We start from the raw sequence: 21785 nt of genomic DNA on the forward strand, positions 1-21785 counted from the left end.
CGCGTGAGCGGTTTTCAGGTTGATGTTGTGTTTGGAGTGTTACCATTACTCTTGTTTGCAATGGTTTCCTCATTCGTGAAAGGGTTTATTAATCACAAGCATTCTGGTGTTTACGTTTGTCCGCCGATCTGACTGGAGGAAAGAACCTGCACCTTTTGTCGAACTCCGTTGCTCCCAAACAACGCAACCAAGAGCGGAAGTGCTGATATTTTTGCTTTGATCCGAAGGTGTAGGAGTTGCTAACAATGCTCACTAGTCGTCCTGAGGGGACTAACCATTTAAACGCTTGCTGGATGTGATAAATATCGTTGCCAACACTGAACGGCGGGTTCATAATAACGCGCTGATATATTGGTTTTGGAGTGGCTTCCATGAAGTCCTCACCAATTAAGTTAAATCCTTGGCGAGTGAGGATTTCTCGCACTTTTGGCGACACCTCGAAGCAATGGGGTTCAATGCCAGCTGCCCTGACTGACAAGCAAATCGACCCGGAACCGGCGCTTGGTTCTAGCACGCGCATTCCCGGTTCGAGGCAAGCTTGTTGCATCATTCGCTCCAACAGATGCTGCGGTGTGGGAAAATAATCGGGTATTTTCTGCCACACAGCTTCTCGCTTAAGTTGGCTGATTTCTAATGCTTCAGTTTCCTCGGTAGTCTTGGGACGTTCCGCACCTAACTCCTTGAGGGCAGCGATCGCACATTTACACTGTTGGGGAGTGCGGATGCCAGCACTTTTAAGCTTTTTTACCCACTCCTTATACCAACCGTCGGAGGCGAATACGTCTTCTATATCCTTGTCGCTCCAACTGTCCTTGCTCATGGATGCTAGGACTTCCAGTTGGGTTTTGGCGGTGATTCCTTCTTTTGATGCGGGGCAGGTTCCCAAGTTCTGCACTGTTGGCAAGCGCATAAAGCAGGAATTGAATTTGCTCCAGTCTCAAGCCTTCTTGATAGAGCGAGTCGGCAATTCGGGCGCGGCGGCGAGTGGGGTTAAGTTGAGCGATGGGTGAATTTTTCTTTGCTGCGATAGCGAAGCGCTGCTGCGAAGCGCAGATCGCCTTGGTCATGCTGTCAGCCAATTCGCGTAGTTTCTCGGCTTTGCGGGGATTGGGGAAAAGCAGCGGCTTTATTTCCTGAGAGCTGTTTTCTACCTGGGAAAGCAAGTCCCAAAGTTCTAGTTGTTGCATAAATGGAAGATAGGAAAAACCTCTCCCTCTCCCAGCCGTGAGGCTGCAATCTTTATATTAAAATTTATTGCTGGTCTGTTAAAAAACGCTATTTTATGATGATTACGCACTTATTAATCGTGTCGGCGTGGCTGCGACGGGGTACACACTTCGGTGGTGGATGTAAAAGCAATTTCTAGCGCCCAGTTGTTATGGGGTTGGACTACAAAGTGCAGATGCGATCGCAGTGACCAATAATAGGACTTATATGCGATAAATTTCACTCCTTATGAAGCGTGAGCATGGAATAGTTAAACTTTAAGAATCATATAAAAAATAAAGCTCCTGGTTGGGAGCGCGTGATAAGACGTAAATTACTTGCTGCTAATTGTTATTTATCATCCACTCGATGCAAGCTTTAATTGTGTCTGCGTGACATCGGACATTTTTATTTGGTTGCTTACACCAGCACAACAGTCGCACATTACTACCTGCTCTTACGAGATTGGCAATTTTGTTTAATTCTTCCCACACCTGAGCACTTGTGAGTCGGCACTCCTGTTTAGCAACTGGTAGTTTCCATTCACTGGGGTCAACCACTGCATTACTGCCAGTACTGGCTAACTTAATATTCTGCCATAGCCATTGTCTGAAAGCATCACATACCGCATCGCGTAAGCTTTCATCTCCTTGCATATCAAACGGATTGCCGAGGCGTGATGTACGATCACACATTCTATCAACAAAGCCTAACTTAGGCGACAAGTTTCTCATGCTACCTACTGTAATATGACCTGGGACAGCGCTCCCGGGAATCAGCACTGCCTGAGTAGATATTAATGGGTGGTTTCATAACGCAAAATTGCAAATATTTCACCACCTTTATAAGCGTGAGCTACTGAAATTTTTATCAAGCTGAATTTGTTTTTATTGTTAGTATTCAGTTGAATTTATGGGAAAAAAATTATAAATAATGTTGATTAAAACGCGACCTTACCTAGGAAAGAAATTGTCTAGCTACTGTATATACAGTAACTAGACAACTAGATTAGAACTCGGCAGTGTTTGGAAGTTCTACAACGTTGTTCTGCTGCTCTTGACGAGCCTTGCGCCGCGCCCAAGAACGGTCGTTGATTTCCTGTAAATCTTGCAGCGACTTACCGAACTTACGCCCTGCATATTCCAGCAACTGCTCAAGGGAATAGCGCCGTTCTTCAATAGTGCCGAAAACTTCAGTAAACCGTTCTTTGAGTTCATCCCAAGAGAAGGAATCCCCTAAAGAGCGCTTCACCGACAACCCCTGCAACTCGCGCAAAGCGTAGTATACCGTGGCATACTGCTTTTCGCAGTAGTCAGATGTGTTATATTCACCGAGAGCGGAGGTATCGATGGACTGAATAGCGGTGGTGGTGGATTTACGAGGTGCCATAGTAGTAGAACCAAATTAATTTCACTTTTTCATGAGCGTCAGCGATTCTTTAGAAGAACTTAAAGGCATAACTGAGTGTTGTGGGTGAGAAATTTAAGCTGTGTAACGCATAGGCGAATCAACTTCGGCTAGATAGTATAGTGTGCTGATACTAATCCTGGTGGGGTTGAAAGTTGACCACTTGTAAGCACACTCTCCCGGCTTATACTTGCTCGACTGTCGGCTCCAGTCTGACCACAAAGGCAGCAGTGTTGGTGAGTGGGAGTACAGCGCCATTCCTACGCGAATCCAGTCGTGGTAGTCGTCGGCGCGGTGGGGATGAAGCCGCGACAGCAGCATAGCAATGTGACGGTACGTAGCTTGTCGTGCTGGTTGCGTGGTGTGAGGATGTCTGCACACTTTGACTGGCACACGGGATTTGGATTGCTTTTTGAGCATCAACTGTATCAGCCAATCTGGAGCAAAGGCGATCGCTCTTTCATTAGGACTGCAATTCTTTAGCCAGCTGTAAGGCTTGTGGGTGATAGGGTGAATTGATGGCGGCAGGACGGACATCAATCCTTTAAACCGCAATTCCAGCCCCATGTCCAGCTTGCGAGAGTAGAGTGATTCTGCTATATCGGCTGACACCTTGAACAACCGTTGACAACGCCCCGGTCGCCCAGACGTGAAGGCGACTGTATCGGGCAGAGGATTTTCTTGTGCCAGTACGAGCAGCACTTCGGCTGCGGCTGCGCCATCTTGGTCGAGTGCCAGCAGATAGTTGCGCCCTGACTCGATTGCCGTGCCAGTCAGCAAGCCAAATCCGGTGCAGTGATGACCATTGGCAAGCCACTGGATTAACTGCGCCGGAGTATAAGGACGCTTATTCCAGCCCTTTCCTCCAAGGGGTTGTTTCCCTGAAACAGGAACTAACCCCCAGTCGGTCGGGAGTGAGCTTAATTCTTTATAAAGTTGTTGAATCACTCTTTTGAGTCATTGGTTGAAGGGGGCTGTTTTTCTAGCTTTTTGGCACATCGCCTCATGGTTGCTGTAACTATTAGCATGGATCTGTATATTTCTGTTCCATCTTCAGACGCTGTTTCAAGTGCTAGCTCTTCAAGTTATTCAGCCTCTTTCAATAATTTGAGAAAGCGTTTTACTATACGTTTCATGTAACACAAAATCTAATATTCCGAGGGCAGCATCAACACCTTTTCAACCAGATAAAATTTGATGCAAGGCAATGGAAAATCGGTGTACTCAATCTCCTGCCGTAAGATTTCCGAATCTGTATCCCGTTCACAACTTAATGTGGCAGATTTGTTATCATTAACGACCAACCGCCAAATTTGGAAGTCCTGTAAGTTGGGAAGTGCAAGCAGCTTATTAGTTTGATAAGAAGCAATGGCATCGATTAGCCAGTAGGCGTTACCAGCAGTAGCTAGATAGCTTATTCCGCAGGTATAAAGCAGCCCCAGTGGATGTTTGTACAGTGATTCTGAACTTGTAAACTGGTTGAGGTCTGTTTGCTTTAGTGTCATTTTCAGTGTTAAATGAAGTTGGGATGAAATGCCATGAGCCACGACAAAAAACAACTCTCCCGTCAAAATGCGGAAAAGTTTTTTTTAGGAGTCGGGGGAAGTAAAAGGTTTATTTGGACTTGCTACCGATTGCGGTTTTTGCTTTTGTTCCGTTAGCACCACCAGCGCCTTCTATGTTGGAATCTGCTGGTGATGTTGGTAATGAGCTAGTGTCGGGAGAGTTATTATCTATAGCAGCCTCTGGCGTATTGGTAGATGAAGAGTGAAGTTGCCACAATGCAATCAGCACCTAACTCTTTAGCCTGAGTTTCTACCAAGCTTTGCACCTGCTCCAAAGTCAATCCGGGAATGCGCCCTAACTGTTGAGTTTTGATTAATTTCCAAACTGCCAATGCCTCAACTGGCGTTGCTGATTGAATAGCTTTGCGTGAAGCTGCAATCAACTTTTCTGCCACTATATTGACCCTGTTTTCTAGAGACATATCTTTTGTTTTAGCCATTGAACCTCTGGGGTTATTGGTACATTTCATTTGCCTCAAGGCGTGAGCCTAAGCCCACAAAAACAACATGAGTCAAATTTTCGGCTCATGTCGTTATGGGTAGAGAAATAGGTGGTGTGAAAATACTCACACCTGGTTTTTTGGTTTAGTCGGTTGTAATTGTCTGAGCGCGATTGGCTGTATCCGCAGATATGGACACAGCATCGGATGCGATCGCCCTTCCAGGTGGAAAGGCAACTTTTCTGAAGCTAGATCGGGATAATTCTTTCAGCCGTAAGTTCGGCTAACTTTTCTTTGAATCCCTCCGGTCGTTCAACTGTGTTCATTTGCAAGCGTCCCTGAATTACGCATTGCTGTGAAGAGCGCAGACTACGCGCGTTGCGTGGCAAGGTTTTCTCCCCACGCCACTACTTTGATAGTTGAAGGAGGAGGTGATGCGTCCTTTTCATTGTGATGAGGACTGTAAAATGTCCCCAAACATTGAGCGATGTGGTCACCGTCGCAGGTGTGTCGATATTCCGGAGTGGCGACTATGGTAATGGCTATTGTGCAATCGTTCATGGGTGGTTCCTAAAAAGTGTCAAGATTAGTATCATCTTCAGCTTGGGGTCTGTCTTGTTTAGACCCCAGTAGGTGTAACTGATTAGCGTTAACAATAGGTTTGGAACGCAGAGTACCTGTTGTGCGGTCATTCCATATTTCAATTTTGAGGTAGCCAGTTACACCAATTTGGTCGCCTTTACGGATGTAGTTGGCGGCAATTTCTGCTGTCTTTCCCCACAATTCGATATTGAACCAATCCGGGGGTGCGTCCTTAGCCCGCCGTCGCACCGCCAGCGATAAAGTAGCTTTGGCGCTTCCCGACTCGAAAAAGCGAATTTCAGGGTCTGCACCAACCCGACCAACCAAGTTGACAGTATTGAGAGTGAGGATTTGAGGTGTAAGTTCGATTTTCTCCTCAGCTGCTGGTGCTGTTTCTACTGCCTTTGTATCTGGCATTGGCAGCGAGTCATCGGCGGATGCTGGATGAATAGTAGTGGATGTTTTTCTCATGTCACTCAAATGAAATATCAATAATGCTTTGGCGTAAGCCAAAATAATTAACATAGTGTTTTTAACGAAAGCTGCTAGAAATTTCCCTCGTACAACGAAATTAAGGTGCAATAAGCTGTTGCGTTTACAATTTACAATGCTTAAAATTTAGAACCAAAGCCTCAAACTTTCTCCCCCTCCCCCCTCTCTGCCTCAACGAGAAAATTAAAAGCCTCACAGCTTTGTTTATTAACAACAAATAACTAAATGTGCCAGTTTGAATCCTAAAAATAAAACTCCCGTTTATGGGGAGTGATTAGTTATTATGATTTACAAAATTATTTGAGTAACTGGTGAATTGTTGGGTAAGAAAGCAAAGTCAGGGTATTTATCTAAGTTCTTTCGCACAGTCCAGATATTGAGGCTGAATCGTTCAGCAGAATGTTCTACAACTCCGTGTTGATGTTTGCAATTGAAGCTGTAGATATCGCCATCATTAAGCTGAAGCTTTTTAATAGTTGAAGCATTTGGATTGCTGCTTTTTCTTTCAGTGTTGTAAGCAAATGTAGCAGTACCAAGATTAACACCACAAGCGCGTTCTATCGCATAGGTATCGTCTCTGTGCAAAGCTATGGTTCCTTTACTGTTAATGCCTTGCGCTTCTCCGCCGAAGGTGAGTAAGGCAATGTTAGAACCAGGATAGATGCGTTGGCAGAAATCCCACAAGCGCTGGTCAAAATGTGCGGAGATAATGCGATTTTGAGATAGCAAAGCTTCGTGGAATAGCCAGAGACGATATCGACCAGGAGCGTATTTACTAACATCGGGTGTCATTTGTGGTATTAAACTTTGGCAGTGCAATCGCAAAGCTTCAAGTGTGCTGGCTCTGACCAAACTGAATTTATTGAATGTCATATTAGCGCTCTTCAATTATTCCAACCATCATTGTGTGTGAACACATCTTGATTTCTGTTACCTTTGGTTGGTTGCTGCAATAATCGTAAAGTGGTTAGTCCTTCAATGTACTTGAGGGCAGCATTAGCGCCTGCGACTTGAAAGAGTGCAATCGCGTTTTCCTGTTCTTCAAGGCTTGCGTTTGCCTCTTTAAGAAGTTCAACTATGGCAACCGGAAGATTGATGATTTTGTTTTGGTTTGAGTCCCAATGTTCTATTGTTCCAGCTAGTAGGGTTTGCTCAGACAAAGTTGGATAACCTTTTTCTGTGGCGATAAAGTGGAGTTTGGCACTAGCGCCAAACAATGGGAGTGATTGTTGAATTGCTTGTCTTAGCGCTTTCATATTACGGGGTTTGTATTTGACTACCACAGGATTAGTACAGGGTGGAAGTAGTGCTAATTCAGAAATTGGTAAACTCAATTGTCCTTCCTGTACAATTTGCATTTCCTCAATTGAACAGTGTGGATAGGTGATGCGAGTTGTGTAGTCACCACTATAGCGGGGATCGCCAAATACTCGTAGCTTCACAATTAATTTGTGAGATATCCACCCCCCTCCCCTCTCTTTTCCTGACAACAGGGGTGGAATTATACTTGTTTGCCACTCAATGACGACAATGCGATGCCGCTCGCGGCATGCCCTTCGGGCATCGCCTGATAAATCTTCCCTGATTTCCCGAACACACGCGCCTGGGTGTTGTTCAATAAACTTATTGACCCATTTTTTTTGCTTAGGATTAAGACGTGGTGAACGATTTTTTTACGTGCATGATAATACGATAAGTTTGTCTGAACGGTTATGAAAGGCTCAATGGCGTGGATAGTTGAGGCAGTCGGGGCAGCAGTTGCCACCCCCACAATATCCCAAGTTTTTTAACTAGCTTGTTGTAATATTGATGAAATCACCTCGGCTGTTTGGACTGGTTGGTCTTTGAGTTGTGCCTTGATCTGCGATCGCAACCAGGATACGGGTGCATCTTTACCATCTACTTTCTGAGCAATGTTTAAAGCTTTGGCTATCTTGCGTGCTGGGCGCAGTTGTAGCTTCTCAATGTCTATTCCTTGAAGCGAGTTATTAACAGGTGCGGTAGTTTCTGGGACAGGTGAGAAAGTACTTTTGGAATGAGCCATATCAATCACATTGGGTTGTTGCTCATTTTCATCTTTTACGGGGTTGACCACTGTCCGTTTCTGGTGCAGTGTCGAAATGGATATGAACGTGATGAAGTCGAATGTAACGATGACGATGAACTGTCATTGCGATCGCGTCGAATAGCAGTGTCAGAAAATTCTGGGTGTCCATTGTGTAAATTGTTGTAGTGTTTACTAGCGTGTAGCGAGTGCTAGGTTTTCGTTTCTCATGCCCCGTCAGGGGCGGCGATCGCCTTACTTATCCCTTCATTCAGCAACGCTCTGTAACGCTCCCGGCAGCACTTTGTAAAATTATTTCCAGATTCTGCCCTAACAAAGAAAATTATCTACAGCAGATTGCTTCTTGACTTACATTAGGGCTATTGTACTTTCAATAACCCTAAAAATTAGATTAAATTACCCTGTAAGCCAAAACTAGGAGAGAGGAAAAGGAGGCAGATTTGAGTAAGATTGCAGTGCTAAATCTATTGTTTGCGAATCCCAAAACCTTGAACCCCGAAAAGTTTTGCGAAAAGTACGCTAAGAAGCAAAAAAGTGAGTGGGGCTATAGAGCTAACTGGAACAAGCTCTTAGCCTACGTGCTTGACGTGAGTGAAAAGACTGTAGAATCCTGGGGACCTGACTTTGAGAACTGCCCAGAAAAGTACCAAAAGCGACTCGCTGAGATTGATGCTCTCAAAATTGCAGAGGCAATTCTCAAGAAGCACGGGTTAAGTCAAGAGTTTTTGGATGCCCTTGATTAAATACCCTAAAAATTTCTCCTAAAAATTAGCCCTATTTTTTAGGGTAAAGTATTGCCCTTCACATAGAAGGGCTTTATTGTTAGAAGCAAGATTCGTGAGATTTCTCAAATCTTGCTGCAAAGTCCTGTCTAGTTTGATATCTCTAGAAAACTCCAGTCTGAAAAAGCATTGCCAACTGTTGATTAACAAAACATACCAAGGAAGTAATATGTCTGGTTACAGCTTTGTGCCGCCCATCTGGGTTGTATGCACTCAGGAAGGGCTGAGGGTGAGAATTGCCCTTGAGCCTGAATTATTTGGAACTGTTACTGATGGTGAACAACTACAAAGCATTAGGCGATTCCAAAGATTTGGAAGTAGCCCTGCCAATGGTGATTATATTGAAGGCATTGCCGCAGTAACCAGCCAAGTTGGTCTGGTCGTTGGGATTCACCGCAGGTTGTATGTTACCTGGATAACTCCTGCACTTGATCCTGTGCTGAACTTTAGTCAGTACTTCGCCACAATCTTGGCACTACCGATCGCCATGACTGAGCTATATCCAAAGATACCCAACCGTTCCAATCGTGCTGTGACTCTTCTACAGACGCAGCGTTTTGCAAGTCCCTCAAATCTTTCAGAAAATACTGATTCTAAACCACCAAAAATCTAAAGAGCCGATTCAATAGAAGTGATTGACAAAATACACAAGCACGTAGCCTGCTGCGTTGGCGAAACATTAAAATTCAAAATATGAATGCGATCGCCCTTGGCGGGGCGAAGCCCATCGCGCTTATATTATTACCCGAATATTTCCCCGAAAATTTGCTTTCCTGCACCACATTATCGTGTTTTTGTCAATACATATTAACGGACTGGCTCAAAGAGCGCGCGTTGAGAATTCTCTGCTCTGATTTCCAACCGCGTTTACTGCAACTTTCTATACTATCTGCAAGGTTAACAGCAGTTTTTGAAATTTATCAGTATGATTATTGTGATGCGTCAGCCTTGATCGAAAAAGTCTTTTTAATTACAACGTAATTTTTGAGAATTGATTTGAAACTCGATACTGGCAATCTTCCGCTTTCCAGGTATCTCTTGAGCATCTAAAATATACCCCTCAGTTTGCAATTCTTCTATTGTTCGCCATAAAATTTGGCTGCTCCTAGACGGATTACTGCCCAACAAATCCAGATTCTTCAAAAGATATTGTTTAGAAATGTGTAGATATTGTCCATCAATTAGCTTATCCCATTTCATTCGGCTAGCAAGATAAACTAGGAGTTTCATCTTGTAATCATGCTTGGCATTATTCCCTTGCTTTTGCTTAGTGTCAATGCTGTTTGAAAACAGAATATAGTCACCCGTCCGTTCTGGTCCTTCAAAGAATTCCAGTGCTACCGTGTAAGCATCTGCCAATTCATAAGTGTAATCGGCAGCCTTTGCTAAATCAAAGTCTCGCGGCAGATTATCGATTTCGTAATCTCGGATTCGGAGGATACTTTTAACGATCACCTTCGCTCCCATTGTGTTACCTTTTTTCAAAGACTTGGCGAACACGAGTTCTGTTCTGTGAAGGGTAACTAAATCTTGGTTGAGTTGCGATCTGCGCTTCGCAGCAGCGCTTCGCTATCGCAATCTAGTTGTGAAACTACCATCCTTAGCACGGCTATAGCCCAAGCTCTCCAACAAATCGTTAGACCGAAAATAAACCAGAGAACCTTTACCCTGCTCTCGCGCTTGCTTGTATAGAAATAACACAATCGCAACTTGCCTCGGATTTAGAAAGGTAAGCAATGCTACAAACAAGCGCTGAACCCGTAGGTCTTGAATATTCTCTAATCCTTTGCTAATTCCTTCATCTTTACAAGCTTTTAAATCGAAATTAGCATACTGCTCTTTTATTTCTTCCCACTCCAATAGCTGAAAGCTCGTCCAGTCGAACACGACGGGTAAGAGCGACTTCGCTGTTGTCTGTGGAATTACCAGCAACCCGCATTTCCAGATAATATCCTTCTGCATCAGCGCTGAAAACTGGTAATCGCACATCAGGGTTTCTGATGGAGGCTCCCGCTCTAGGTAATATCATTAGCAACTGTCCGTCCACTGGAAAAGCAGTGTCTTTTGTGTTCACACTTACTCTCTACTACTTTGAACAAATTTTATCAAGGGTGTGCAGTCTTGGGCAGTTTTCTCAGCATTTTAGAAATGGGCAGTTCCGAAATGTAACAAATCTCAACAATCATCCGTGAGTCCGGCGTATGATTTTGAGTCTTTTATCCGTGAGTCCGGCGTAGAGTTTTCTCCGTAAGCCCAGCACACATCACCTTGTTTTATCCGTGAGTCCGGCGTACATTTTTATCCGTGAGTCCGGCGTACATTTTTTTCTGGTTGACTTTTTGATGACTTACACGGTAAGGCTTGTAAAACTTTATCCGTGAGTCCGGCGTAGAGTTTTCTCCGTAAGTATAGCGTCTTTTGTCCCTTTATATCCGTAAGTACCAGATACATTTTTATCCGTGAGTCCGGCGTATAAGTCATATGTGAGTCCGGCGTATAGGCAATTTTGACCCCTTGAAAGTGAAATTTTTAAATGCTAAGTTCTAAAGTTGACAGCCTACTTGATTTCTGACTGTCACTTTAGTTAAGTGCTGCATATGGATGCCATATTGACAACCAAAAGCACTTCGGTTTGAAACGGTCTATCTTATGCCCCTAAAACAGGCTACGCTAATAGACATCCCTATGGGGTACGAATTGGCTTATTTTTGTACTACTTACATAAACCAAGAGCAACAGGAATACCTATACCCAGATTCAACAACGCCAAACTGTCCTGAAATTTAAAAAGCCGGAGAAAACAGCAAAAGTAACTGTTCTCACCGACTTACCGAAGTTTGAAACGGGAACTTTGTTAAAGTCCAAGCAGCGCTAACTGCATGGAAACAAAAATCCAGATAGTTAAGAACTATCTAGACTTTAGCAAAATTTTCGTTAAATGGTAAGCGTGGACAACTATACTTTCGCTGTGATACCGGCTTCGTAAACCGAAAAACTCACGGAGTCCGTATTCAATGAAAGTAACCTCCATTAATTTGGCTTTTTCTAGCCAACTGGATTTAAAAACTGGCATCACACAGCTATTTACTGCCATTTGCTTTAAATACCGCAATCTCACATTAGCTCTTGTCTCCAAGCTCACCCCTACTTTGAACAAGGAGGGTGCTTGGTCATGACTACACAATTTCCATCATTTGAAATTGATACCTCCCAAGCGATTAAGCAGCTAGAACTTTTGGGATACCAGCGCGGTGATGCTGTTTATGTCCGAGCTTTCTTGCCCAAAGAAGACCCCCGTTTTGCTCCAGGCACAGCACGCAAAGCCGATAAAATCAACTTCAAACAAATTTTGCAGTGGCAGCAGCAAGGTTATGGTGTATATTTTGTGATCAACGGTGGTGGTCATAAAGATGAAAATGTTCAACTTTGCCGTGCGGTTTTTATTGAGCATGACGACTTAGAAATAGAATTACAGCGGGATTTGTGGCAAACACTCTCGCTACCAGAACCAACCTTTCAAGTCCAGACTCGTAAATCCGTCCATTCTTACTGGGTGTTTGAAAAACCCATCTCTGTTGAAGATTGGAAGCAGTTGCAAACTGACCTTTTAACATACACCAATGCTGACCCAGCCATCAAAAATCCTAGTCGGGTGATGCGATTGGCTGGAGCATGGCACATTAAGCCAGGGGAAAAGCCGCTACGTTGCGATATTATTTCACAGTCTGGTTTGAAATACACCTATGAACAATTGCGCTCCTCTGTTCCAGCGCAACAACAACCTGAGTTAGTTCAAGAAAAGCGTGAAGCCATGCGATCTGCTGAACGCAATTTACTCGCTGACGCAGAGCGATCGCGATCGCACTTTGAACTGACTGCACACCAGCAACAGTATACTCGCTATGAAGATATTTCTGTACCTGTACCAGTTGCAGTACCACTCGAAGTCTGCCTCTCAAAAGAGTCTCGCGCTTTGCTTAACTTTGGGGTAAACGAAGGAGGTCGCAATACCAATGGGGCAAAACTAGCACGAGATTTAATTGGTACTGCGAATCATTTTACTAGCATCGGTCAGCAGTTTGACGGTGATCCACAGCAACTTTTACAAGATTATGCCGATCGCTGCACCCCACCACTGCCAGCCAAAGAAGTTGATAGCATCTGGAAATCAGCCGAGAAAGACCACCCAGGTCCCAGTTGCACTCCAGAAGGTGTGGAAACTTGCATTAAGGCTTGGTACTGGAATACTCATATCAAGCCGAATCAAAATTCATCAGCTAGTTCTGGTAATCCTGGTTTTGATAATGTTTACAGTGTTGGGAATAAGCAGCCTATTTCAGATAACACACAGCGCGAATCTCCTAGAGAGACGCTTCGCGAACGCATTCTAGAAATTTTAAGCCGCCATGATTCCGAATCAATGCGAGCGATCGCACTTATGGATTTGGCTAATTTGGTAAAGCTTCCATATCGGCAAATTGAGCAGCTAGCCAAAATACTCACAGATGAAGTAGATTTAGACTTTGATACTTTAGTTGCCACGCAGAAACTTTCATCTCTGCTTAAAACTTGTCCTCAACAACTTGACCTAACCCGATTACTGGAACCTCAGTTCGCCCGACTATTAATTGATACCGCGAATGCCATGCCTACAGCTCCGGAATTTTTATTCACGACGCTTCTGGCAACTGCGGCATCTCAGATTGGCTCGGCAGCACGGATAGTTGTCAAACCGTCCGCCAACTACACCCAACCAATGGTAATGTGGACGAGCATTGTCGCTGACTCTGGCTCCGTAAAAACTCCGGCACAGCGAGTAATTATTGACCCATTGGTAGAATTAGAAACCTCAGCTTTTGAACGCTATCAAATAGAAGCAGCCGAATACAGGAAGTTACAAGCAGCACATAAAGGTAAAAAGCAAGACGACTCTGATGATCAGTCTTTAAACGTACCCAGACGCCAGCGCTACGTGACTAAAGATAGCACACTGGAAACATTGCAGCGGATTCATGGCGAAAACCCACGGGGGGTATTGTACTACCGGGATGAATTAGTAGGGCTATTTAAAACCCGCAATCAGTATCGCGGTGGTTTGGGAGCTGATGAAGAGCAGGAACTCGATCAATTTAATGGGTCTGCAATTATTTACGATCGCTCAGAAAAATCTGTATGTTTACCCAAAAGTGCCATTTCCCGCACGGGTAGCATCCAGTGGGAAGTTTTATCTGCGATAATGGGAGATCACAATGACTACAACGGCAGTTTTGCTCGGTGGTTGTTCTGCGCTGCTAAGTCTCCAAAACGTTATCTGCGGTTAGTTGGAGAAAATTCTGCTCCCCATACTGGTATCTCCCAAGCACTACGTCAGCTTTACATAAAACTTGCCTTGGTGCCAGAAAAAGACTACTTTTTAAGCACAGACGCAGCTATGCTTTTCCAGGTGTGGCAGCATTCTCTTGTAGATGCCCAAGTTGCTGAACAGTCCTATGGAATAAGGATAGTATATCCCAAAATTGAAGCTTATACCACAAGATTGGCGCTGTGGTTACACATTGTTAATGCTGTGTTAGCAGGTGAAACTCCGACCCAGGTGATTTCTGGGGACACGATGGAAAAAGCAATTGAGCTAGCGGCTTATTTTCTTTGGCAGCATAAATTGATTCATACTCAAAACTCCCCGGAATCGGGACTGACATCTTGGGGTCTGAAAATCCAGAAGTTAGCTGAACAAGTGGGAGGAGCTACAGCTTCCATGCTCAAAAGCCGTATTCGCGCTCTGCGGAAAAAAGCAACTTTTGAAATTCGCCAACTGATGGAAATGATGGCAGCTGCGGGTTGGGGTTGGGTTGAAGGTTCTGGCTCCAATTCAGTCTATATGGCAAACAGTGTACCACCGAAAGGAATTGACAAAATTGACACAAAATTGACACAAGTGTCAGTCCTTGAAACGCCTATCAAAACTGCATTTGACAACATAATTGACTCGTTTGACACAAATGTTTTGGCAGATGTTGTAAAAGAGCAGATTATTAGCCACAACTTAAATTCCTCATTGGACGTGGAAAATGTAGAGTCATGTCAATTTGTCAATTCAAATGCTGAGATGCCTACTGTAACTGGCACTGATTCGATTGACCAGGAGGGTCAATCGGAATGTCAATTGTCAATTGATGAATCGTTAAATATAGAAACCCCAGGCGATCAGCAAGACGATAATTCACCCAGCGTCGATCCAAAGTTCCCAATGAGTGTAATTATAGAAACCCCAAGCGATCTGCGCTTGTCTGCGAAACGCTCCGGGAACGCAATTTACTCGCTGACGCAGAGCGGAGACGATAATGCACCTCATCTCGTTGAGTCAGCTGATGTAGCAATGCTCCCGTTATCAGATTTTGAAGCTGGGGAAGCTTTTCAAGGTCAGGGACAAGAATCTACTGAAATAGTGGTAGACGTAGCGATCGCTAACTCCATTTCCTCAGAAGTGACTGAAAAGACAGAGCAAGATGTAAATGCAATGGCTACAAGTAGCAATGAACACGACCACAATCTCCAGCCTGTTGAGGTATTGACATCACAACCGGAATCAATTGTAGAGAATGGGCTAGAAGATAACCCCAAGCTTCAGCCTATTGAGGTGTTGACTCTGGCTGGGGAACGGATTGGTGGATATTTCATCGATGCTTGCATGAGAATTGCCAATTTAATTGAAAAAACGCAGCAATTCACTTTCTTTGATGCAGACGGGGTGATGTATGTCTTTGAAGGACAAATCCGAAAAGCACCATCAAGCTAGGTGCAAGCGCACTTTACACTAACTTTTGTTGCCATTCATTTTCGCATATCGTATTTTATCCCGTTTTGAGGTAGTTAGGTACGCTTACCTTGACAAAATAGGCAATAACCGCATCTAACTTAACATTCTGTAGTTGATGCACCCAAAAGCTAGGATGCGCTGATACTCCTAAAACGGAAATAACCGCAGTCGGCTCTGAAATTTTGCCGTACAAAAGTTTCAGCACTTTTGAATAGGTATTAACTATGACAGTTACTGAAGTTAAATTCAAACCTGGTGAAGAAGTTGATGCAAACAAAGATAACAAGGTATTAAAAAAAAGTGATAGCGAGATTTCAGCCGCTACGTCCTGTAATCCTCTACAGTGCGAACCCATGCACTCGGAAGAATTTTCAACAGAGTCGAAATTACCAACTGCTGATACTGTAGTAGTTGCGGTTGAGATATTAGAGGAGCTAACTCAGGATGAAGCAGATGACCGCCATCGGTTAGAACTAAAAATAGAACGGGCATTTTATGAGGCAGGTTGTGCCTTGAGAGAACTGCTGGAACGGCGGCTGTACCGGAGTACTCACAGTAATTTTGAGGAATACTGCCGCGATCGCTTTAACTATAGTCGCGACACTGCTTACCTGAAGATTGCGGCTGCTGTTGTTTATGACAACATCCAGAAATTTTTGCCGACCAATGGTCGGCAAATTCCTATGCCGACCAACGAACGTCAATTGCGAGATTTGGCGTCATCGAATTTTGAACCAGAAGTTCAAGCGGATGCATGGTTGCAGGGAGTAGAAGAAGCTGGTGGTAAAGCTCCAAGTGGGCGTATTGTCAAGGGAATTGTCGAACGGCTGAAGGAAAAGCCTTTATTTCGTGCCACTGATTTTTGTCAAATAGGTGACGTGTTTACTTTAACTAGGTTAGAGGGTACTGAACGCAAATATAATGGGTGTTGGGCGATCGCTGTTGCGCTCAATGACTTTACTGTAGAGGTTGAAGTTCATGATACTACCCTAAACGTGAAACCTGAAAACCTCAGCAGAATTAATTCTCCAGAAGCACATCACCAACTACCACAAATCAAAAAACGCATTTCTCGTTTGCGTAACTGTGGAATGCTAGACCGATGCGCTTATACAGTGCTGGAGTCTTTGGGACGGCAGACTTACTTGACCCCTGTCGAGGATGGCTTGTTGCAATGGTTGGAGAAGCATTACGCAGTGAGTGATGAAGAAAATTAGGAAACAGTGAAAACTTACGCCAAACTACGTTACAGCACATTATCACAGGAGCGATGAATTTGGTTAGGGTTTGGTAATGGTAGACCGAAGCTAACAATTTTGGCAAGAGTACTTATAGGAATTGACACCTTCTCCACTCCGAGCGTCGAGTAAAGTCGCAGCCTGATTTTTTCGCTTTGAATCAAACGGCAGCCAGTTCACTAAGTGAAAATAGTATAAAGCGCACACATAAAGGAATATACGAGCAAAAAAATATATGCTGAATCAAGAAACTATACACCGGAGCGTCTTAAATATACTGAGATTGTTACTAACTGCTCATAGTCAATAGATTATATCTTAGTATGATTTGTTACTTATTGTATTGACAAGTAATTTTTTTTGATTATTTTGAAAAAAGAATTTATAAAATACTAAACAAAGGTATTAAAGACTACAATTGTTAACTGGTAAGGCTTTTAGCTAAAAAGCCGGATTAGCACTCTCAGCCAGAATATAAATTTTCAGTCAGGCCACCAACCGAATCAGTTACGAAATAGCACGTAAAAAGAGCCAGAATAATAAATTACGCATTTACCCCCATGATGCCCCGTGGCTAATAAGAGTAGAAATGTAAAAGCGATAGGCAATTAGTGACGAGTAATAACCAGTTTGCGCGGTTGACACCTCAAGGTCAGATACTATACGGCTACAAGGGTTGAGACAATAGAATCGCAAATAGCGCTTTTTATAGCTGATAAAAATATCGTCCAAGACTCTGGCTAAAGATGCAATTGCCAAGAAAGCACTCTTGAAAAGCACTTATGCTTTTTCCACCAAAGCGTGTTTTTCAGTACTTTTTATCAGAACAAACAACTGTAATCAAACAATCTACCAATAAAAAATCATGAGTCAAAGTTTAGTTGTACAAGAATTTGGGATTATCGTCGCTATTAAAGATAACAAACCCGCTATTCTCAACCCAGATTTCCTCAAATATACTGGCATTGTTCCTAGCGAGTGGGAATTGGCTCGTCAACCTGTTTTTTCCAGTAGCGTTTCTCAAGTAACATATACAAACGGTGTCAGCATAATCGCCGAAACAAATCGCGTCATTTTCGTCGAATCGCTGGAGGATAAGAAAGCAGAAGAAATTAGCGTCGCAGCGATCGCAGAACGCTACGTAAAAATGTTACCCAACGCCGAATATCAAGGTTTGGGAGTCAACCCACGCGGTTACAAAGGTTTTGAAAGTGCAGACACAGATGCAGCCCGCAGATTCATGAGTGAAGGAATGTTTGCACCTGGAGCATGGCAACAAGTTGGTACTACCCCCATGCGCTCCACCATCAACCTCGTTTACACCTTTGAGCGTGCGCCTTTATACCTCACCCTCAACGAAGCAGCACTCCGCAACCCCGACGAAACCAGCACTCCCATCGTCTTGTTCTCCGGCAGCTACAGCTACGAAGTATCGGGAGAAACCGCAAGCGAAAAGCTCACCAACCTGCTTGCAGTCATGAGCAATTGGAAAACCGACTTACAAGAATTCAGCGATATTATCAACGACAAATTCCTCGGTCATCAAGCTTCAAGTCGCGTACCCGATGTATTTACCCTGAACAACGTTGCTGCTGCGGTGTAATTAGCATCATCAACAGTCAGTACAGCGAAAAAATAAAATATACACGCAAAGTGAGGGAGAAATCCCTCACTTTTGGCGCAATTCGGTGTCTACAATCACCCACGCATACCCCATGACACCCACCGTCGTCCCCCACGAAATAAATTTCATCCTCGACACGCAACAACCGCAACCCATATATGCTGACCCCAAGATGCTGCACTACAGCGGTATCGTATTATCCGATTGGGGTTTTTACATCCATTAATAACAAATTTTTCGCCTCACAATCCCCAAAAACACGCGGCTTCTCTTTAAATTGCAATTAATATTTGATTTCAACCTACTTAAAAAAACACGGTTCTTCATTACTAGATAAAACGGGGTCAACATGGCAGGCAATAACGAATTTGGATCACCCAATAACGATTCACTTTTTAATAACAACGAGTTATCAAATAATAATGCATTTGTAGACCCCTTAGCAGCAAACCTAGACCCGTTTTCGAGCAACCAAACATCCTCACCAATTGGTGCCCCCAGTACCGACCTCGTACAACCACTGAGCAGTAAGGAAACTTCCTCAAGCACTCTACTCCCTGATTCGGCTGCAAATAATTCTCTAATCAAAGATAGAACAATCGATAACAAAGCCTCGGTAGACCCAATTACAGGTGGTATTCTTGATGCCCCATTAGTCGGTGATATCAAGGACGATACACTCGCTGCTAATTCGATTAACACTTTAAATATTGGCTTATTGTCAATTTCTCCATCACTGGGTTTAGAAAAAGAAACAAATATAATAACCGATAGCGATATAATATCAAACCAACTTACACAAGAAATATTAGAAACATTCCGCACCGAGGCCATTGCCCGTTGGAATTCTTTAGGAGTAGGAGAATTTGATACAGGCATTCTTAACAACGTAAAACTGGTAATTGAAGATTTACCCGGCTACAAACTAGGTTTAACTGACAGTTACACAGTCAAAATTGATACTAATGGAGCGGGTGAAGGGTGGTTTATTGATTCTACTCCCAGCGACGATATTGAATTTAGCAATGTAGTAAACTCAAGCGAATTACAAGCGGTATCCGGCGATTTAGCTTATGGACGTGTAGACTTACTGACGATACTTACCCACGAATTTGGGCACGTACTGGGAATTGAACACGTAGAAACAACTATACAGCCAAACCACCTGATGAGTCCTGCTTTACCAGTGGGGACAAGAAGGATACCAGTACTAGATGATTCACACTTTTCTCTAGGATTAGAACCTGTTAGAGATGCAGCTTCCTTAAACTTACCTACAATTTCACCAACTAACAATACAATTCCTGGGGAATTAAGTACTACAGACCCTTTTAACCCGACTCGTGATGGTCGAAGAAAAGATGATTACCTACTAACTGATTTTACAGTCGGGAAACTGGTAACCCTGAACTTATCTTCCTCCAACTTTGATGCCTTTCTACAACTTGTGGATGCAGATACCCTTGGGGTAATTACAGAAAATGATGATTCAGGAGGAAGTGTAAACTCAAGAATAAGATTTACTCCTGTTGCAGGCATTAATTATATAGTGCGGGTTACTAGTTATGCCAGCGGTGCCACAGGAGCGTATAATTTAACTGCTTCTTTTGGTGCGCCGGATTTAATTATAACAAGCGCAACCGCACCAATAACAGCCCCCGAACGCAGTAGCGTCTCCTTAAGTTGGACGGTCAGCAACATTGGAGAAGCTACTGCAACCGATAGTTGGTATGATTACGTTTATTTATCAGATAATACGATTTGGGATAACTCTGATCGCTACATGGGGTATGTCTCTACTAGTAATAAAACACCACTCTTCTCAGGCGATAGTTATACAGTAACAGCAAATATGGCACTACCGGAACGGGTAGGTGCTGGTAAACAGTATTTAATATTTGTTGCCAACCGCAATAACGGTCAAATTGAAGAAAGTGAAACCAACAACGTCTTTTGGCTACCCATTGATATTACCGTACCAGATTTAGTAGTAAGTAATGCAACCGCACCCCTTGCGATTACAGTAGGTAGTAGCGTAGATATTTCATGGACGGTGGAAAATCAGGGAAGCGTTCAGGCAACTCACCCCTGGTATGACCGTATTTATATTTCAGATGACCAAATAGTAGATGCATCAGATACATATGTTAGCGACTTTGATTCTGGTGTCAGTGGTACACCAGTAGAGGCAGGTGGAAGTTACACCCTAACAAAAACTGTTACCATTCCCCAAACAGCATTGGGGAATCGCTACTTGCTATTTGTTGCTGACTACTACAACAATCAGTACGAAACCAACGAAAACAACAACGTTAAGGCAATACGTGTTGAAGTAAATGCCCCCGACCTGATTGTAAGTGAAGCATCTTCACCGACGCAAGCTGCATTGGGTGAGCTTATATCAGTTAATTGGTCTGTAACAAACTCTGGTAACGTTAGTGCGGATAGTGATTGGTACGATAGAATTTACCTTAGTGATGACCTTTTCTTAGACGGTTCAGACGAGTACGTAGCTGACAAGTGGACAGGTGACAAAACTCCTTTAGCTAGCAACACCAGCTATAGCATCAGCCAAAATATTACTATTCCTACATATGCAAAAGCAGGCAATCGTTACCTGCTGTTCGTTGCAGATAACGGTAATCAGCAAGGTGAAACCAACGAAAACAACAACGTTAGGGCAGTTCCCATCTACGTTAAAGCCCCAGACTTAATAGTATCTAATGCAACATATGATGCTACCACTATTACTCCTGGTTCTACCGTTACTCTCTCCTATACAGTCGAAAACCAAGGAGAAATAGCAGCAACTCGAGATTGGTATGACTATATTTTCCTATCTGACGATGCAGTTTATGATAGTTCGGATTTCCAACTCCACCAGCACTATCATTCAACGCAAACACCACTTGGCGTAGATAATACTTATACAGTAGATAATATCAATATCACGCTACCCAACAATGCAGTAGGTCAACCAGGTAGCCGTTACTTATTATTTGTTACAGATGCTTATTATTATAACTCCCAACAGGAAACCAACGAAAATAACAACGTTAGGGCAATACCTCTAACAATTACGGGTAACAATGCTGACTTAGAGGTGACAGCGGCAACAGCACCCAGCACGGTGACAACCCAACAGACGGTATCGGCATCGTGGACGGTTAAGAACACAGGTACGCAAGAGACATCCTCATACTGGTATGATGCTGTTTACATTTCTAGCGATCGCACTCTTGATGCCAACGATACAGTAATTAGTAATTGGAATTCAAATCAGTCTTCACTGTTAGTCAACGAAGAATATACTCAAAACTGGGACATTACAATCCCGACTGGAAGAACAGGCAGTCAATATTTGCTGTTCGTTGCAAATGCCTACAATTACATCAGTGAGTTGAGCAAGGATAATAACGTCCGTGCAATTCCAATTGAAGTAAAAGCACCCGACTTAATAGTAACAAACATTACTGCACCTACTGTAGCTTATGCTGATGCCCGAATCGAAGTAGAGTGGACTGTAAACAATCAGGGGAATAGCGCTGCCCTTACTCAATAAAACGA

General features: G+C 43.5%; 26 protein-coding genes. 9 read left to right on the forward strand and 17 right to left on the reverse strand.

What is annotated here, in order from left to right; all coding sequences use genetic code 11:
- Nucleotides 1-88: 88 nt before the first annotated feature.
- The 13 genes from OGM63_RS19035 to OGM63_RS19095 form a co-directional block, all read right to left on the reverse strand.
- Nucleotides 89-820, reverse strand: a complete 732-nt coding sequence (locus tag OGM63_RS19035) for a hypothetical protein (protein WP_263747227.1) — start codon at nucleotides 818-820, stop codon at nucleotides 89-91.
- Nucleotides 756-1187 (reverse strand): hypothetical protein, encoded by a 432-nt coding sequence (locus OGM63_RS19040; RefSeq protein ID WP_263747228.1) that lies wholly within the window; start codon nucleotides 1185-1187, stop codon nucleotides 756-758. Before OGM63_RS19040 ends, OGM63_RS19035 begins: the two co-directional genes overlap by 65 nt.
- A 363-nt stretch (nucleotides 1188-1550) precedes the next feature.
- Nucleotides 1551-1901 carry a DUF4326 domain-containing protein gene (locus OGM63_RS19045; RefSeq protein WP_263747229.1) on the reverse strand — a complete coding sequence of 117 codons (351 nt, stop codon included), beginning with the start codon at nucleotides 1899-1901 and terminating at the stop codon, nucleotides 1551-1553.
- 313 nt (nucleotides 1902-2214) lie between these two features.
- A complete protein-coding gene (locus tag OGM63_RS19050) occupies nucleotides 2215-2595 on the reverse strand; it encodes a hypothetical protein (protein WP_263747230.1) in 381 nt (126 codons plus the stop codon).
- Between the two features lie 93 nt (nucleotides 2596-2688).
- Nucleotides 2689-3561, reverse strand: coding sequence for a bifunctional DNA primase/polymerase (locus tag OGM63_RS19055; RefSeq protein WP_263747231.1), 873 nt, complete (start codon nucleotides 3559-3561; stop codon nucleotides 2689-2691).
- A gap of 200 nt (nucleotides 3562-3761) precedes the next feature.
- Nucleotides 3762-4118, reverse strand: a complete 357-nt coding sequence (locus tag OGM63_RS19060) for a DUF6876 family protein (protein WP_263747232.1) — start codon at nucleotides 4116-4118, stop codon at nucleotides 3762-3764.
- 224 nt (nucleotides 4119-4342) lie between these two features.
- Nucleotides 4343-4618, reverse strand: coding sequence for a hypothetical protein (locus tag OGM63_RS19065; RefSeq protein ID WP_263747233.1), 276 nt, complete (start codon nucleotides 4616-4618; stop codon nucleotides 4343-4345).
- 369 nt (nucleotides 4619-4987) lie between these two features.
- Nucleotides 4988-5179: a hypothetical protein gene (locus OGM63_RS19070; protein ID WP_263747234.1), complete on the reverse strand. Its 192-nt coding sequence runs from the start codon at nucleotides 5177-5179 to the stop codon at nucleotides 4988-4990.
- A gap of 9 nt (nucleotides 5180-5188) precedes the next feature.
- Complete coding sequence (locus OGM63_RS19075) at nucleotides 5189-5725, reverse strand: single-stranded DNA-binding protein (protein WP_318528503.1); 537 nt, start codon at nucleotides 5723-5725, stop codon at nucleotides 5189-5191.
- A 255-nt stretch (nucleotides 5726-5980) separates the two neighbouring features.
- Entirely contained in the window at nucleotides 5981-6565 is a 585-nt protein-coding gene (locus tag OGM63_RS19080; protein ID WP_263747235.1) for a hypothetical protein, read from the reverse strand.
- 11 nt (nucleotides 6566-6576) lie between these two features.
- Nucleotides 6577-7134: a hypothetical protein gene (locus OGM63_RS19085; protein ID WP_263747236.1), complete on the reverse strand. Its 558-nt coding sequence runs from the start codon at nucleotides 7132-7134 to the stop codon at nucleotides 6577-6579.
- A 344-nt stretch (nucleotides 7135-7478) separates the two neighbouring features.
- The gene (locus OGM63_RS19090) at nucleotides 7479-7787 is read right to left on the reverse strand and encodes a hypothetical protein (RefSeq protein ID WP_263747237.1); all 309 of its coding nucleotides are present in this window, start codon (nucleotides 7785-7787) and stop codon (nucleotides 7479-7481) included.
- Entirely contained in the window at nucleotides 7765-7908 is a 144-nt protein-coding gene (locus tag OGM63_RS19095; protein WP_263747238.1) for a hypothetical protein, read from the reverse strand. The genes OGM63_RS19090 and OGM63_RS19095 overlap by 23 nt, the downstream gene beginning before the upstream one ends.
- 289 nt (nucleotides 7909-8197) lie before the next feature.
- On the opposite strand from OGM63_RS19095, the gene OGM63_RS19100 reads away from it, so the two are divergent.
- From OGM63_RS19100 to OGM63_RS19110, 3 genes are all read left to right on the forward strand, one after another.
- Entirely contained in the window at nucleotides 8198-8500 is a 303-nt protein-coding gene (locus tag OGM63_RS19100) for a hypothetical protein (RefSeq protein ID WP_263747239.1), read from the forward strand.
- A 178-nt stretch (nucleotides 8501-8678) separates the two neighbouring features.
- Nucleotides 8679-9152 (forward strand): hypothetical protein, encoded by a 474-nt coding sequence (locus OGM63_RS19105; RefSeq protein ID WP_263747240.1) that lies wholly within the window; start codon nucleotides 8679-8681, stop codon nucleotides 9150-9152.
- A gap of 80 nt (nucleotides 9153-9232) precedes the next feature.
- Nucleotides 9233-9520, forward strand: coding sequence for a hypothetical protein (locus OGM63_RS19110; RefSeq protein WP_263747241.1), 288 nt, complete (start codon nucleotides 9233-9235; stop codon nucleotides 9518-9520).
- Here the strand turns inward: OGM63_RS19110 and OGM63_RS19115 are convergent.
- The 3 genes from OGM63_RS19115 to OGM63_RS19125 form a co-directional block, all read right to left on the reverse strand.
- Nucleotides 9506-10006: a hypothetical protein gene (locus OGM63_RS19115; protein WP_263747242.1), complete on the reverse strand. Its 501-nt coding sequence runs from the start codon at nucleotides 10004-10006 to the stop codon at nucleotides 9506-9508. The two genes, OGM63_RS19110 and OGM63_RS19115, sit on opposite strands and share 15 nt — an antisense overlap.
- 102 nt (nucleotides 10007-10108) lie before the next feature.
- Nucleotides 10109-10399: a hypothetical protein gene (locus OGM63_RS19120; RefSeq protein WP_263747243.1), complete on the reverse strand. Its 291-nt coding sequence runs from the start codon at nucleotides 10397-10399 to the stop codon at nucleotides 10109-10111.
- A complete protein-coding gene (locus OGM63_RS19125; protein WP_263747244.1) occupies nucleotides 10365-10613 on the reverse strand; it encodes a hypothetical protein in 249 nt (82 codons plus the stop codon). The genes OGM63_RS19120 and OGM63_RS19125 overlap by 35 nt, the downstream gene beginning before the upstream one ends.
- Nucleotides 10614-11553: 940 nt before the next feature.
- On the opposite strand from OGM63_RS19125, the gene OGM63_RS19130 reads away from it, so the two are divergent.
- Both OGM63_RS19130 and OGM63_RS19135 read left to right on the forward strand, forming a co-directional pair.
- Nucleotides 11554-11715, forward strand: a complete 162-nt coding sequence (locus tag OGM63_RS19130) for a hypothetical protein (protein ID WP_263747245.1) — start codon at nucleotides 11554-11556, stop codon at nucleotides 11713-11715.
- Nucleotides 11712-15335, forward strand: coding sequence for a DUF3987 domain-containing protein (locus tag OGM63_RS19135; protein WP_263747246.1), 3624 nt, complete (start codon nucleotides 11712-11714; stop codon nucleotides 15333-15335). The genes OGM63_RS19130 and OGM63_RS19135 overlap by 4 nt, the downstream gene beginning before the upstream one ends.
- Before the next feature lie 55 nt (nucleotides 15336-15390).
- Here the strand turns inward: OGM63_RS19135 and OGM63_RS19140 are convergent, their stop codons facing one another.
- Nucleotides 15391-15561, reverse strand: coding sequence for a hypothetical protein (locus OGM63_RS19140; RefSeq protein ID WP_263747247.1), 171 nt, complete (start codon nucleotides 15559-15561; stop codon nucleotides 15391-15393).
- Between the two features lie 19 nt (nucleotides 15562-15580).
- Here OGM63_RS19140 and OGM63_RS19145 point away from each other — a divergent pair, with 19 nt between their 5' ends.
- From OGM63_RS19145 to OGM63_RS19160, 4 genes are all read left to right on the forward strand, one after another.
- Nucleotides 15581-16573 carry a hypothetical protein gene (locus tag OGM63_RS19145; RefSeq protein ID WP_263747248.1) on the forward strand — a complete coding sequence of 331 codons (993 nt, stop codon included), beginning with the start codon at nucleotides 15581-15583 and terminating at the stop codon, nucleotides 16571-16573.
- Nucleotides 16574-17459: 886 nt separating this feature from the next.
- Nucleotides 17460-18197: a hypothetical protein gene (locus OGM63_RS19150; protein WP_263747249.1), complete on the forward strand. Its 738-nt coding sequence runs from the start codon at nucleotides 17460-17462 to the stop codon at nucleotides 18195-18197.
- 85 nt (nucleotides 18198-18282) lie between these two features.
- Nucleotides 18283-18444, forward strand: coding sequence for a hypothetical protein (locus tag OGM63_RS19155; protein WP_263747250.1), 162 nt, complete (start codon nucleotides 18283-18285; stop codon nucleotides 18442-18444).
- 123 nt (nucleotides 18445-18567) lie between these two features.
- The gene (locus OGM63_RS19160) at nucleotides 18568-21780 is read left to right on the forward strand and encodes a CARDB domain-containing protein (RefSeq protein WP_263747251.1); all 3213 of its coding nucleotides are present in this window, start codon (nucleotides 18568-18570) and stop codon (nucleotides 21778-21780) included.
- The last annotated feature ends 5 nt before the right edge of the window (nucleotides 21781-21785 follow it).

This window comes from Plectonema radiosum NIES-515 (genome assembly GCF_025753815.1).
GTDB classification, from domain to species: Bacteria; Cyanobacteriota; Cyanobacteriia; order Cyanobacteriales; family Nostocaceae; genus Hassallia; species Hassallia radiosum_A.

Bases quoted from the DNA above. Each gene is read 5' to 3' on its own strand.
- OGM63_RS19035 (WP_263747227.1), bottom strand. From the start codon at position 820: ATGAGCAAGGACAGTTGGAGCGACAAGGATATAGAAGACGTATTCGCC.
- OGM63_RS19040 (WP_263747228.1), bottom strand. From the start codon at position 1,187: ATGCAACAACTAGAACTTTGGGACTTGCTTTCCCAGGTAGAAAACAGC.
- OGM63_RS19045 (WP_263747229.1), bottom strand. From the start codon at position 1,901: ATGTGTGATCGTACATCACGCCTCGGCAATCCGTTTGATATGCAAGGA.
- OGM63_RS19050 (WP_263747230.1), bottom strand. From the start codon at position 2,595: ATGGCACCTCGTAAATCCACCACCACCGCTATTCAGTCCATCGATACC.
- OGM63_RS19060 (WP_263747232.1), bottom strand. From the start codon at position 4,118: ATGACACTAAAGCAAACAGACCTCAACCAGTTTACAAGTTCAGAATCA.
- OGM63_RS19065 (WP_263747233.1), bottom strand. From the start codon at position 4,618: ATGGCTAAAACAAAAGATATGTCTCTAGAAAACAGGGTCAATATAGTG.
- OGM63_RS19070 (WP_263747234.1), bottom strand. From the start codon at position 5,179: ATGAACGATTGCACAATAGCCATTACCATAGTCGCCACTCCGGAATAT.
- OGM63_RS19075 (WP_318528503.1), bottom strand. From the start codon at position 5,725: ATGTTAATTATTTTGGCTTACGCCAAAGCATTATTGATATTTCATTTG.
- OGM63_RS19080 (WP_263747235.1), bottom strand. From the start codon at position 6,565: ATGACATTCAATAAATTCAGTTTGGTCAGAGCCAGCACACTTGAAGCT.
- OGM63_RS19095 (WP_263747238.1), bottom strand. From the start codon at position 7,908: ATGGACACCCAGAATTTTCTGACACTGCTATTCGACGCGATCGCAATG.
- OGM63_RS19110 (WP_263747241.1), top strand. From the start codon at position 9,233: ATGAATGCGATCGCCCTTGGCGGGGCGAAGCCCATCGCGCTTATATTA.
- OGM63_RS19115 (WP_263747242.1), bottom strand. From the start codon at position 10,006: ATGGGAGCGAAGGTGATCGTTAAAAGTATCCTCCGAATCCGAGATTAC.
- OGM63_RS19130 (WP_263747245.1), top strand. From the start codon at position 11,554: ATGAAAGTAACCTCCATTAATTTGGCTTTTTCTAGCCAACTGGATTTA.
- OGM63_RS19135 (WP_263747246.1), top strand. From the start codon at position 11,712: ATGACTACACAATTTCCATCATTTGAAATTGATACCTCCCAAGCGATT.
- OGM63_RS19145 (WP_263747248.1), top strand. From the start codon at position 15,581: ATGACAGTTACTGAAGTTAAATTCAAACCTGGTGAAGAAGTTGATGCA.
- OGM63_RS19150 (WP_263747249.1), top strand. From the start codon at position 17,460: ATGAGTCAAAGTTTAGTTGTACAAGAATTTGGGATTATCGTCGCTATT.
- OGM63_RS19160 (WP_263747251.1), top strand. From the start codon at position 18,568: ATGGCAGGCAATAACGAATTTGGATCACCCAATAACGATTCACTTTTT.